13 protein-coding genes are annotated in these 12,560 nt (G+C 69.3%); 8 read left to right on the top strand and 5 right to left on the bottom strand.

The window, feature by feature from the left end:
* Window position 1: 1 nt before the first annotated feature.
* Window positions 2-778, top strand: coding sequence for a phosphate ABC transporter ATP-binding protein PstB (gene pstB, locus STRVI_RS01785; protein WP_014053899.1), 777 nt, complete (start codon window positions 2-4; stop codon window positions 776-778).
* 308 nt (window positions 779-1,086) lie between these two features.
* Here pstB and STRVI_RS01780 read toward each other — a convergent pair whose 3' ends face one another.
* Together STRVI_RS01780 and STRVI_RS01775 are read right to left on the bottom strand one after the other, a co-directional pair.
* The gene (locus STRVI_RS01780; RefSeq protein ID WP_014053898.1) at window positions 1,087-2,085 is read right to left on the bottom strand and encodes an inorganic phosphate transporter; all 999 of its coding nucleotides are present in this window, start codon (window positions 2,083-2,085) and stop codon (window positions 1,087-1,089) included.
* Between the two features lie 8 nt (window positions 2,086-2,093).
* Window positions 2,094-2,714, bottom strand: a complete 621-nt coding sequence (locus STRVI_RS01775) for a DUF47 domain-containing protein (protein WP_014053897.1) — start codon at window positions 2,712-2,714, stop codon at window positions 2,094-2,096.
* 191 nt (window positions 2,715-2,905) lie between these two features.
* Between STRVI_RS01775 and STRVI_RS01770 the strand changes: the two genes are divergently transcribed.
* Complete coding sequence (locus tag STRVI_RS01770) at window positions 2,906-3,310, top strand: metal-sensitive transcriptional regulator (protein ID WP_014053896.1); 405 nt, start codon at window positions 2,906-2,908, stop codon at window positions 3,308-3,310.
* A gap of 556 nt (window positions 3,311-3,866) precedes the next feature.
* Here the strand turns inward: STRVI_RS01770 and STRVI_RS01760 are convergent.
* On the bottom strand, window positions 3,867-4,781 hold the full coding sequence (locus STRVI_RS01760; RefSeq protein WP_014053894.1) for a hypothetical protein: 915 nt from the start codon (window positions 4,779-4,781) through the stop codon (window positions 3,867-3,869).
* Window positions 4,782-4,877: 96 nt separating this feature from the next.
* Between STRVI_RS01760 and STRVI_RS47325 the strand changes: the two genes are divergently transcribed.
* Both STRVI_RS47325 and STRVI_RS01755 read left to right on the top strand, forming a co-directional pair.
* A complete protein-coding gene (locus tag STRVI_RS47325) occupies window positions 4,878-5,081 on the top strand; it encodes a hypothetical protein (RefSeq protein ID WP_078505066.1) in 204 nt (67 codons plus the stop codon).
* A 144-nt stretch (window positions 5,082-5,225) separates the two neighbouring features.
* Window positions 5,226-6,842 carry an FAD-binding oxidoreductase gene (locus STRVI_RS01755; protein ID WP_014053893.1) on the top strand — a complete coding sequence of 539 codons (1,617 nt, stop codon included), beginning with the start codon at window positions 5,226-5,228 and terminating at the stop codon, window positions 6,840-6,842.
* Between the two features lie 81 nt (window positions 6,843-6,923).
* On the opposite strand, the gene STRVI_RS01750 is transcribed toward STRVI_RS01755, so the two are convergent.
* On the bottom strand, window positions 6,924-7,637 hold the full coding sequence (locus tag STRVI_RS01750) for a phosphatase PAP2 family protein (RefSeq protein ID WP_014053892.1): 714 nt from the start codon (window positions 7,635-7,637) through the stop codon (window positions 6,924-6,926).
* A 236-nt stretch (window positions 7,638-7,873) separates the two neighbouring features.
* Window positions 7,874-8,881, bottom strand: a complete 1,008-nt coding sequence (locus STRVI_RS01745) for a bifunctional lytic transglycosylase/C40 family peptidase (RefSeq protein ID WP_014053891.1) — start codon at window positions 8,879-8,881, stop codon at window positions 7,874-7,876.
* 224 nt (window positions 8,882-9,105) lie between these two features.
* On the opposite strand from STRVI_RS01745, the gene STRVI_RS01740 reads away from it, so the two are divergent.
* The 4 genes from STRVI_RS01740 (at window position 9,106) to STRVI_RS01725 (ending at window position 12,560) form a co-directional block, all read left to right on the top strand.
* Window positions 9,106-9,354 carry a DUF397 domain-containing protein gene (locus STRVI_RS01740; RefSeq protein ID WP_014053890.1) on the top strand — a complete coding sequence of 83 codons (249 nt, stop codon included), beginning with the start codon at window positions 9,106-9,108 and terminating at the stop codon, window positions 9,352-9,354.
* A gap of 334 nt (window positions 9,355-9,688) precedes the next feature.
* Window positions 9,689-9,997: a hypothetical protein gene (locus tag STRVI_RS01735; protein WP_014053889.1), complete on the top strand. Its 309-nt coding sequence runs from the start codon at window positions 9,689-9,691 to the stop codon at window positions 9,995-9,997.
* 333 nt (window positions 9,998-10,330) lie between these two features.
* Window positions 10,331-11,221 carry a hypothetical protein gene (locus tag STRVI_RS01730; protein ID WP_014053888.1) on the top strand — a complete coding sequence of 297 codons (891 nt, stop codon included), beginning with the start codon at window positions 10,331-10,333 and terminating at the stop codon, window positions 11,219-11,221.
* Window positions 11,211-12,560, top strand: a complete 1,350-nt coding sequence (locus STRVI_RS01725; RefSeq protein WP_014053887.1) for a hypothetical protein — start codon at window positions 11,211-11,213, stop codon at window positions 12,558-12,560. The genes STRVI_RS01730 and STRVI_RS01725 overlap by 11 nt, the downstream gene beginning before the upstream one ends.

Here is a 12,560-nt window from a genome sequence, read left to right as displayed (position 1 = left end):
CATGGCCAAGCGCATCGACGTCAGCGGGCTTACGGCCTACTACGGCACCCACAAAGCCATCGAGGACATCTCGATGACGGTCGAGCCCCGCTCGGTGACCGCCTTCATCGGCCCCTCGGGCTGCGGCAAGTCGACCTTCCTGCGCACCCTCAACCGGATGCACGAGGTCACCCCCGGCGGCCGGGTCGAGGGCAAGGTGATGCTCGACGACGAGAACCTCTACGGCTCGGGCGTGGATCCGGTCTCCGTGCGGCGCACGGTCGGCATGGTCTTCCAGCGCCCCAACCCGTTCCCGACGATGTCCATCTTCGAGAACGTCGCCGCCGGGCTGAAGCTCAACGGCTCGTACCGTAAGAGCGAGCTCGAGGCCGTCGTCGAGAAGTCCCTCAAGGGCGCGAACCTCTGGAACGAGGTCAAGGACCGGCTGAACAAGCCGGGCGCCGGGCTCTCCGGTGGTCAGCAGCAGCGGCTGTGCATCGCCCGCGCCATCGCGGTCGAGCCCGATGTGCTGCTGATGGACGAGCCCTGCTCGGCGCTCGACCCGATATCGACGCTCGCCATCGAGGACCTGATCGGTGAGCTCAAGGAGCGCTTCACGATCGTCATCGTGACGCACAACATGCAGCAGGCGGCGCGCGTCTCGGACCGTACGGCCTTCTTCAACCTGGCCGGCGTCGGCCAGCCCGGCAAGCTCATCGAGATCGACGAGACCCAGCGGATCTTCTCCAACCCGTCGGTGCAGGCGACCGAGGACTACATCTCGGGCCGCTTCGGCTGACCAGGCTCCTCGCCGCGCTATGGGCGAGGACAGAACGTCCTGCGGTGCTGCATGGCGGTGCCACCGCAAGACGAAGGGCCCGCCCCTGGCTCCCGGGGGCGGGCCCGCCTTTGTGTGTCTGCTTGGTGTGTCTGCTTCGTGTGTCTGCTTCGTGTGTCTGCTTTGTGTATCTGCGTACGACGGTCGGGCGGAGCGCGTGCGGCCGGTCAGTCCGGAAACGTGCGGCGGTCAGCCGCGGCGTGCGGCGGTCAGCCGCGGCGTGCGGCGGTCAGCCGCGGCGTGCGGCGGTCAGCCGCGGCGTGCGGCGGTCAGCCGAAGGCCAGGTTGACGATCCAGTAGCTGAGCGCGGCGACTGCGGCCGCGGCGGGCATGGTGATGAACCAGCCGAGGATGATGTTCTTCGCGACCCCCCAGCGGACCGCGCTCACCCGCTTGGTCGCCCCCACACCCATGATCGCCGAGGTGATGACATGGGTGGTCGAGATGGGCGCCTGGAACATGAACGACGCCGTGTACATGACCCCGGCCGCCGTGGTCTCCGCCGCGAACCCCTGCGGCGGGTCCAGCTCGATGATCCGCCGTCCCAGCGTGCGCATGATGCGCCAGCCGCCCGCGTAGGTGCCAAGTGACAGCATCGCGGCGCAGGAGATCTTCACCCACACCGGAATCGCGTCGCCTTCGTCCTCGACACCCCCGATGACCAGGGCCATCACCACGACACCCATGGTCTTCTGGGCGTCCTGGAGGCCGTGGCCGAGCGCCATGCCCGCCGCCGAGACGGTCTGCGCTATCCGGAAGCCGCGCTTGGCCTTGTGCGGGTTCGCGTCACGGAACAGCCAGAGGATGATCACCATCACGAAGTAGCCCAGCACCAGGCCGACGATGGGAGAGAGGACCATCGGGATGACGATCTTCTCCAGCACCCCGTCCCAGTGGACCGTGCTCGCCCCGGCCAGCGCCGCGCCGACCAGCCCGCCGAACAGCGCGTGCGAGGAGGAGGACGGCAGACCGTAGTACCAGGTCACCACGTTCCAGGTGATCGCGCCGACCAGTCCGGCGAACAAGATCATCATGCCTTGGTCGCCGGTGGGAGTGGCGATCAGGCCCTCGCTGACGGTCTTGGCGACGCCGCTGCCGAGGAAGGCACCCGCGAGGTTCATCACAGCGGCCATCGCGAGCGCCGCCCTGGGGGTCAGCGCCCGGGTGGAGACCGAGGTCGCGATGGCGTTGGCCGAGTCGTGGAAGCCGTTCGTATAGGTGAAGAAGAGCGCGACCGCGATGGTCACGACAAGCGCGAAGGTGTCCATGCCCGGGCTCAGGACTCCTTGACGGCGATGGTCTCGACCGTGTTGGCCACATGCTCGAAGGCGTCGGCCGCTTCCTCGAGCACATCGACGATCTGCTTGAGCTTGAGCACCTCTATCGCGTCGTACTTACCGTTGAAGAGGTGGGCCAGGAGCCTGCGGTGGATCTGGTCCGCCTGGTTCTCCAACCGGTTGACCTCGATCCAGTACTCGGTGAGGTTGGTCATGGTGCGCAGATTCGGCATCGCCTCGGCGGTCAGCTCGGCCGCCCGCGCCAGCACCTCGATCTGCTGCTCGACCCCCTTGGGCAGCTCGTCGACCTGGTAGAGGACGACCAGGTCGACGGCCTCCTCCATGAAGTCCATGATGTCGTCGAGGGACGAGGCCAGGCGGTAGATGTCCTCACGGTCGAACGGCGTGATGAAGGAGGAGTTCAGCTGGTGGAAGATCGCGTGTGTGGCGTCGTCCCCCGCGTGCTCCGCGGCCCTCATCCGCTCCGCGATCTCGGCACGAGCGGAGGAGTCCGCCCCGAGCAGTTCCATCAGGAGCTTGGAGCCGGTCACGATGTTGTCCGCGGACGCGGCGAACATGTCGTAGAAGCTCGTCTCCCTGGGGGTCAGACGAAAGCGCACTGGGGATCCTCGGATGCAGCGGATGGGGACTCGTCGATGCTAGGCGCATCTTCCGGCCACGGTAACCGGCGATCCCAGTGTCGCCCATCGGGCAAGGTGCTCAGCACGGGGGCCCGGTTCGACCAGAAAAGCCGGTACCATATACCCACTGGGGGTATATGCGGACATTGCGTAATCAACGGGAGGACGCCATGACGACCACGGCAGCCGACACCACCGCGCCCACCGACGGCGACGAGCGGGGCCAGACGTCCGGGCATACTTCCGCCCAGGAGTCCGTACCCCACGGTGGCCATGGATACGCCAAACAAAAGGATCAGCACCTCAAGCGTTTGCGCCGGATCGAGGGCCAGATCAGGGGATTGCAGCGGATGATCGAGGAGGACGTCTACTGCATCGACATACTCACCCAGGTCTCGGCCGGCACCAAGGCGCTCCAGTCCTTCGCCCTCCAGCTTCTCGAGGAGCATCTGCGCCACTGTGTCGCCAGCGCGGCCGTCGAGAGCGCGGCCCAGGGCGAGACGGAGGGCACGAGCGAGGTCGACGCCAAGGTGGCCGAGGCCACGGCGGCCATCGCCCGGCTGCTGCGGACCTGAGCCCGCACCAGTACGGCCCCGGGCGTAGACATGACCGTAGTCGGGTGTGGACAGGGCCGCCCGCCGGACGGGGCCGCTGGGCACCCGCCGGCGAGACGGCGACTCCGCTACGGAGCGTCCGGGCTCCCGGCCTCCGGGGCGCCCGTCGATTCCTCGGCACCCCTTGCGTCCTCGGCGCGTGAAGCGCTAGGGGCACCCTTGGTCCGCTTGACGCCATTGGCACCCTTGGCGCCATTAGCACCCTTGGCCCCCTTGACCCCCTCGGCCGAATCTGATCGGTCGGCCTGCACCCGGAGCACCTCGTCGATACGGTCCGTACTGAGCCTGTCCTCGTCCGCGCTCGACGCAGCGATCATCAAGTCACCATAGAGATCGATTTCGACGAGGGCCACGGGGTCCGGGCCCGACGAGCCGCGACGCGCAACCACGTGTTTCACCTCCTCCAGCGAGCACCTGCGAGCCACTTTCGAGCAGCGGCTTCCCAGCGTAGGGATCGGTACACACTCCGCGCATGGCACGGATGGGCCATTTCGAAGGGTAAAGCGGGCCCCTCCGACTACTTCTGAGGTGATCCGACCTTTCCTGTGTAGATATCCGTGGGCTTGGGGAGCTCGACCACGGCCGGCGCCCCGAAGTCGTACAGCTCCGTCGTCGAGGCGACCCCGACCGCACCGCGCCGCCCGGCGGCGTCCGGCCCCGCCGTCACCTCCTGGCCGTCGGCGCGGCTGCTCACCGTGAACCGGTGCCGCACCTCGCGCAGCCGGCCGAGCCCGTCGAGATACGCGTCGAAGGTCACCGTGTTCTCGTCGAACCCCCTCGCCGCGGCCACCAGCGACCCCCGCGCACCCTCCGACGCGACCCGGGCCGCCCGGCCGATGTCGGTGATGCCGCGATAATGGCGCACCAGATCCCCGTCGAGCCCCTCCTCGCCGACCAGGCTGGCCTTCCGCACTCCGCGCAGCAGTTCGGCGGCGGTCAGCGGATCCGTGGCCCCTCCGGTGACGAGATTGCCGTCGGGAATGTCCGTAGTATCCACCCGAACCCACTTATCACGGGGAATGCCCGCCCCGCGGTTGCGCATGAAAAGCGCCCCGGAGGCCAGGAGTTCGGTGATCGGCGCATGCTCGGCGGCCCCCATCGCGTCCCTCGGCAGCAGCAGCCGCAGCCGACCCAGCCGCTTCTCGAAGTCGTACGCACCGCTGCCGCGGATGGACACGCGGGTGCCGCCCGTCGCCGTCTCCATGGTCGTGCGGACCCGTGAGCTGCCCGATCCGACCAGCACGTCCGCGGCCCGGTGCAGCGCCGTGACCGCGCTCTCCCGCGCCGTGCCGCCGGGGCGTTCATCGGCCACGGTCTCGGTGGAACAGCCGCTGACGGTCGCCAGCGACACGGCCAGCAGGCCGCCCGACACGACACCGGCGACCGCTCTCACCCGTCTCCGTACGCCGAGCCCGCGCTGCTGGAACTCCATCGACCGCCGACCCCCTGGCCACGCTCGTCCACGCTTGATACTTGTTCGTTTAACGATCAGAACCGGCGGCCCGTCACGGCCCGGTAGCGTGGTCATGTGCTCGACTCAGGCGACATAGGCCCCGGCCAGGACCGCACCACCACCGTGGAGAAGGGCTCCTTCTCCATCGCCCGCTGCACCTGCGGCTGGTCCGGTCCGGCCCGTCGCGCCAGAGGCACCGCCCGCGACGACGCGGCGGCTCATGCGACGGCCCGTCACTCCCCGTCCGACACAAGCGATTCATCGGACTCGTCCGATTAGTGGGGCTTGTCCGTCCCCCGACAACACTTCGGCAACGAGCGGAACCACATCCCCCGGCCCCTCCCTCTGACCCAGGGACCGGGCCGGCTTCGCGGTGGCCCGGTCGACGGTTGAGAACAGCGTCGACAGGGAGGGGACACCGCCATGAACCGGCGGACACTGCTGGCAGCGGGCACGGGGCTGACGGCCACCGCCACATGGGCCACCGCGTGCGACGACAACGCGGGAAAGGCCGGCAGTGACGGAACCTCCGCCGACTCCGCCTCCTCCTCGGCGCCGGACGCCCATTCGGCCTCCGCGAGCGGCAGGCGCGGCGCCGTCGACGGCAAGCCGAAGTCCGCCGACTGGAGCGCGCTCGGCAAGGACCTGCAGGGCGACCTGGTGCGCCCCGGCGACTCCGACTACAGCTCCGCCAGCCGGCTCTACAACACCCGGTTCGACCATCTGCGCCCCGCCGCCGTCGCCTATATAGAGAACACCTCGGACATCTCCGCCTGTCTGGACTTCGCCCGCCGCCATGGCGCCCCCGTCGCCATCCGCAACGGCGGTCACTCCTACGCCGGGTGGTCGAGCGGCGACGGCCGTCTCGTCATCGACGTCTCCGCGCTCTCGTCGATCCGTACGACCTCCGGCGAGGCGCGGATCGGCGGTGGCGCCAAGCTCATCGGCGTCTACACCTCACTCGGCGCCCGCGGGGTCACCGTCCCCGGCGGTTCCTGCCCGAGCGTCGGCATCTCGGGGCTGACCCTCGGCGGCGGCCACGGTGTGGTCTCCCGGGCGTACGGGCTGACCGCCGACAGCCTTACGGGCGCGACGATCGTCACCGCGGACGGTAAGGCCCTCGAGGTCTCCAAGGACCGCGAGGCCGATCTGTTCTGGGCGCTGCGCGGCGCGGGCAACGGCAACTTCGGCGTCGTCACCGAACTGCGGTTCCGTACGCATGAGGCGGCCGACGGCGTGACGTGCTATATGTCATGGCCATGGTCTAAGGCCGCGAAGGTGCTGAGCGCCTGGCAGAAGTGGGGCCCGGACCAGCCCGACGAGATCTGGTCGGCGCTGCATCTGTCCGCCGCCCCCGGGGGCACCCCCACCGTCTCCATCAGTTGCTTCTCACTCGGCACCTACGGCTCGCTGCAGAACGCGGTGGACCGGCTCGCCGACGGACCGGGCGGACCCGGCCCGGCCACGCAGGTCAGCCTGCGCCGCCGCGGCTACGTCGACGCCATGCGGATGTACGCGGGCTGCGGCGACACCTCCACGACCAACTGCCATCTGCCGGGCGACAAGCCCGGCCACAGCACCTCCGGGGTGCTGAATCGCGAGACCTACGCGGCGCGCTCGGACTTCTACGACCGCTCGCTGAGCCAGGCGGGCATACGGGCGATGCTCGACCAGGTGGAGCGCTACGGGCGGCGCACCGGCGGCGGGGGCGCGGTGAGCATCGCGCTGACCGCGCTCGGCGGGGCGGTCAACCGGGTCTCGCCCACGACGACGTCCTTCGTCCACCGCCGCTCGCGGTTCCTCGCGCAGTACACCGCGTCCTGGGCGGCGAGCGGCTCCGGCACCGCGGGCAACGCCTGGCTGGACGGGGCCCATACGGCGATGCGGCGATACGCCTCCGGGGCGGCGTACCAGAACTACACGGACGCGTCGCTGAAGGACTGGCGCTCGGCCTACTACGGCTCGGCGGCCGACAAGCTGACGCGGCTGAAGAAGCGTTACGACCCGGACCGGCTCTTCGACTTCCCGCAGGCGCTGTGAGGCCGTTCACCGACGAGGGGAGCCGGAGATGACAGAAGGCCCGGCAGCCGCCGGGCCTTCGTCGCATCCGTAAGGAGGCCGCTAGGCAGCCAGGTCCTTGTTCCCGTGGTCGCCGCCCGCTGAGCGGGACTCGGACAGTTCCGCACACGCCCCGTCCGGGCTCTGGTCGGCGGCGGCGGGCTCGGCCCGTATCAGCCGGCCGACGCGCGAACTTGCGATCGCCGTGGTCAGCGGTGTCAGCAGCATCATCGCGAGCGGCGCCAGCAGCAGCGTGACCGCCGTCCCCAGGGCGAACCCGCCGATCACATCGGTCGGGTAGTGGACCCCCATATAGACGCGGCAGAACCCTTCCAGCAGCGCGAGCCCTATCGCGGCCACCCCGTAGGCGCGGTGGGCCATGAAGACGCCGACGGCGACCGCCATGGCCAGCGTCGCGTGGTCGCTGACGAACGAGAAGTCGGCCTTGCCCGCCACCAGGACGTCGAGCCCCTGGTGGTCCTTGAAGGGCCTCGGCCGCTCGACGAAGCCGCGGATCGGGATGTTGGCGAACAGCGCCAGTCCGGCGGCCAGCGGGGCCCACACCAGCCCGGCGACGGCGGACGGCGCCTCCTGCGGCCGCTTCCGCACGCTCCACCATGCGGCCAGGGTCACGAGGGCGAGCCCGATGATGATCCCGTACTCGCCGACGAACTCCATGACGCGGTCGAACCAGTGGGGGGCGTCCTTCGCCAGCCCATTGATGTCGAAGAGAAGGCTGACATCGGGGTTCGACCCGTCCAGTGCGAGTCCAGCCATGTGCCGTAGCCCCTTATCTCTTGCCTGTCACTACGTGCAGCTGCCGACCCCCCGTAATGCCTTGCGATCCGTGGCATCGCGACCGGCGCCGGAGAGTCCGCCGTCGATCCACGCTGATCCACGCTCCGATCCACCTCCAGGGAACTCCCTCTTCTCCCCGGGGGTTCCGTACTCCACCCAACGATCACCGGGACGTTATCGAAGGGTGACCGATCGTCGCAGCTCAGGGGGAATCCTTACGCGGAGTTCGCCCGCGGCAGCGCTTTCGCGCCATCTTGAGTCACCCGTGTAGCACCGATGTAGTCCGGCGAGTCGATCTTGTCAAAACGGATCACCGCACCGGTGTAGGGCGCGTTGATCATGTAACCGCCGCCCACATACATCCCCACGTGGTGGATCGATCTCGGGTCGTCGAGGTCATAGGCGAAGAAGACCAGGTCCCCGGGGAGCAGCTCGTTCCGCTTGGGGTGGGGTCCGGCGTTCCACTGGTCGTTGGCGACGCGCGGCAGGTCGATCCCGACCGTCTTGTACGCCGCCTTCGTCAGCCCCGAGCAGTCGAACCGCCCGCCCTCCTCCGGCGTGCCGTTCCCGCCCCACAGATAGGGCTTGCCGAGCTGCTTCTGCGCGAAGTAGATCGCCCCGGCCGACTGCTGGGAGGGCTGGACCTTCTGTATCGGCGCCTCGAAGCTCTTGGCGAGGGTGGTGATGGTCTTCACGTAGTTCTGGGTCTCGCGGTAAGGCGGCACCCCGCCGTACTTGATCACGGCATAGGCGCCCGCGTTGTACGAGGCCAGCATGTTGTGCGTCTGATTGCCCGGCACGTCCTTGACGTACTTGGCGAGCGAGCAGTCATAGGCGGCCGCCGACGGGATCGCGTCCTGGGGGTCCCAGATGTCCCTGACGCCGTCCTTATTGCCGTCGACCCCATGCGAGGCCCAGGTGGCGGGGATGAACTGCGCTATCCCCTTGGCGTTGGCCGGGCTCTGCGCCTTCGCGTTCCAGCCGCTCTCCTGGTAGAGCTGCGCGGCGAGGAGCGCGGGGTTGATGGCGGGGCAGGAGTTCCCGTACTGCTGGATCAGCGGTTCGTACGAGGAGGGAACGGAGCCCTTCGCCAGCCCGACGGCCTTACCGCCCGCACCGCCGATGAGATCCGCCGCGACCATATAGGTGCCGACGACGAGCAGCGCGACGAAGGAAAAGGAGACTCCGATACCGACACTGACACCCAGCCAGACCTTACGCACCCGGCCATCCTCCCCCATCCACCCGCGATGCGAACGCGTTTACGTCCCCACGGCGAAAATCAGCCGCTCCCCAGCCGAAACCATACGGCGGGCCGCTGACGCGCGCCCCCTATGCGCCGTCCACCCGCCCCGCGCGCCTCACCGCTCCGCCCAGGCCGCCTCTCGCGGGGGCGCGCAACGCGTAGAGTCCAGCCGTCCGAGCACCACGACCCTGGGGACCGCAGATGACACGGCGCGACTGGCAAGAGCTCGACTGGCAGCGGGCCGCACCCGCCGACAGCGAGGAGGGCCGTGCCTACCTCGAGGTGGCCGTGGGCCCCGACGACCAGATCCTGATGCGCGAGAGCAACGACCCGGAGACCGTGGTCGTCACGACCCGGACCAAGTGGGAGGCGTTCATCAAGGGCGTCAAGGCGGGCGAGTTCGACGACTTCGCCGACCTCGCGGAGGCCGACGAGCCTGCGGGGAAGTGAGACGGCTGATGGCCGTTCACCGATGACTCTCTGGCTCTCACCGACAGCCTTCACCGACGGCCCCTACCGCCGGCCCTCACCACCGGCCCTCATCGCCGGCCCTTACCGATCGTTGCCCGACGCTCACCCGCGTGATACACAGAGTGACCATACGACACTCCGTTGACACGCCTCACACGTCCGCCAGACGGCCGTGTTCCACAACACGCACGAGATCCGCCAAGAAATGCCGCCAAGTCGACATGCGGAAGCGGATTCATCAGCGAAGATAGAGGCTGACCCACGCCATGCCGGCGGGGGGACACAACAACCCACAAGGGGCGGTGAGTTCATCATGTTCCTAGCGGCCGAAAAGGGCGACATCAACACCATCATCGGTGGAATCGCCCCAGACTGGGGCCCGTTCGGCAGCCTGGGCAGCGAGGCCCGCGTCATGATCGAGGTGGTGATGGCGGTCGCACTGCTGCTGTGCTTCGGCATCGCCATCTGGGGCGCGGCCAAGCAGCGAATCGGCGCGACGGCCCTGCGGGACACTTTCAGCGCGGAACAGGGCAAGGGGCTGATCGTCGCCGGCCTGACCGGTGTGTTCATCATCGGATCACTGGGCACTCTCTTCACGATCGTGTACGGCATGGCCGTCTAGCCGCGCCCCCGCCCGCCTCCGAGCCGCCCCCTCCCTGCGCGGGGCGCACACCCCTGGCCGCAAGCCCCCGCTCCCGATTCCCCCTACCGGCCCCCCCACCCCGTACCCGAGGCTGCTCCCTGATGCCCGCTCCAGCTCACCACGCTGAGGACGTGTCAGCTTGATGTCCACTCACACCAGCGCGCCCGAGCGTCAGTCCTCGCCGTTACCGTCGTATGCGGGTGACGGAAGAGGGACCATGGATGACGCGGCCGGCACGATCGGCAGGCTCGGCGGGATCAGCGGTCTCGGCAGGCTCGGCAGGCTCGGCACGGGTGAAGGGGCGTACGCAGGATGAGTCTCGGCGGCGACGACGGATACGGCGGTGACTACGAGGGCCATGAGGCGCGCCGCGGCCGCGGCGCGGCCCCTGGAGATCATCTGACGCGCACCCGCCTGCCCGAGGGCGACGGCGACCCCTACGGCCCGGCCCGCCGAGCCCCCGGCCGCGTCGGCAAGCCCAGCCGCAACCTGATCACCGTGGTCAGCGTCGTCGTCCTCCTCCTCGCGGCCATCGCCTTCGTCAACCGCAGCGGCGGCAAGGACGGCGGCTCCAGCAGCAACGACACCGGAGGCACCGGCACCGAAGCCCGCCCCACCGCCCCCACGGGCGAGCGCCCGGTCGACGGCAAGAACAACACCACGGGCATCGCCTCGGGCTTCGCCAAGTCGGAACAGGGAGCCCAGAGCGCGGCGGCGAACTACGCGGTGGCGCTGGGGTCCGCCCATATGTACAACCGCGACCGACGCCATGAGATCGTCCCTCAGATCTTCACCAGCGCTGCCGCCGACCGGCTCCAGAGCAGGCTCGACAAGGCCTACTCCGAGGCATCCCTGGAGAGAATCGGCCTGGACGCGAGCGGTAAGGCGCCCGACGGCATGACCTACGTCTCGCGTACCGCCCCCGTGGGCACGAAGGTCGGCAAAGTCTCGGACACCAGCGCGACCGTCGCTGTCTGGTGCACCGGCGTATTCGGCACGGCCGGAGAGGGATCGAAGAACCCGGTCACCAACGACTGGTTCACCCTGACACTCAAGCTGCGGTGGGTGAACAACGACTGGAAGGCCGAGAGCTACTCGCAGAAGGCCGGTCCGGCACCGGTCAACAGCGACCGCACCGCGTCCACGGCCGATGAGATCGCCAAGGCAGTCGAGCAGTACGGAGGGTTCACCTATGCCCGCTAGCCCCCGCCGACGCGCTCTCACCCTCGCCGGAGCCCTGGCTTCCGTGCAGACGGCCGCCATCCTCCTGGCCAGCCGCGCCGCGGCGGCACCGAGCCCTACCCCGACCCCGACCCCGTCGGGCAGCAAACAGGACGACTGCGAGCTCCTCCTCGGTCAGGTCCGGGAGAACTGCGAAAAGGGCGGCGGCAGCGGCGGCTCCAGCGGCCCCCCCGACCCCTCCAACCCCCTGGACCCCGCCGCCTCCCTCGCCCGCGGCTGCGCCGACGCCGCCTCCTGGCTCATCGGCAAGCTCTCCAAGCTGGTCAAGGAGACGGCCACCGTCGACTTCACCAATGAGGCCTTCCTCCGCCAGTACGCCGTCGTCTTCGCCGCCTCCACCGTCCTCACCCTCATCCTCTGGCTCCTCGCCGTCGCCAAGCGCGCCATCCGCGGCGTCCCCCTCGGCGAGGCGCTCTCCGAAGCCATCGGCTTCCTCTGGCTGACGGTCCTGGCCTCCGCCTTCACCCCCCTCATCCTCTATACGGTCGTCACCGCGACCGACGCCGTCACCGAAGCCATCGCCTCCGGCACCGGTGCGGACAACAACGCCTTCTTCGGCTCCTTCGCCCAGGCGCTCAAGCGGGACGAGGACATCGGCGGCGGCCCGATCATGCTCATCGTCGTCTCGCTCGTGACGATCCTCGCCGCCGGCGTCCTCTGCCTCGAGCTCGTCATCCGCGCCGCCCTCCTCTACGTGGGCGCGCTGCTCGGCACCGCCGTCTACTCGGGCCTCGTCGACAAGAACATGTGGGGGCATGTGCGCCGCTGGGCGGGGATCATGATCGCCGTGATCCTCGTCAAGCCGGTGATCATGATCGTGCTGGCCCTCGCCGGCGCGCTCTCCACCTCCGGTGACAAGCCCGACGCCTTCTCGGCCGTCGTCTCCGGCCTGTCCATCATCATCCTCGCCATCTTCGCCAGCGCGATGATCTACCGCTTCGTGCCCGGCTTCGGCGACGAGATCGTCAAGGCCCGCAGCGCCAGCTCCGACCCCGCGTCCCGCCAGGCCGCCGCCGTCATCACGTCCCCCGCCGCCCTGGTGAAGCAGGGCATCAACGCCCACAGCGCCCGCGGCGGAGGCGAGACCGGAGGAGGCGGCGGCGCCCCGGGGCAGGCCAAGCCCGCCAACCCCGTCTCCGGCGGCGTGGCGGCCCACAGCACCCGCCCCAGCGGCGGAGGCGGAGCCTCGGGCGGCGGGGGCGGCGGCCCCGCCAGCCGCACCGGCCACACCGGAGGCTCCCGCGGCGGCTCCGCCACGAACCGCGGCTCCGGCAACAACTCGGGAGGTGACCGGCGGTGA

Source organism: Streptomyces violaceusniger Tu 4113 (assembly GCF_000147815.2).
GTDB classification, from domain to species: Bacteria; Actinomycetota; Actinomycetes; order Streptomycetales; family Streptomycetaceae; genus Streptomyces; species Streptomyces violaceusniger_A.
This window is presented reverse-complemented; position numbering and strand designations above follow the sequence as displayed.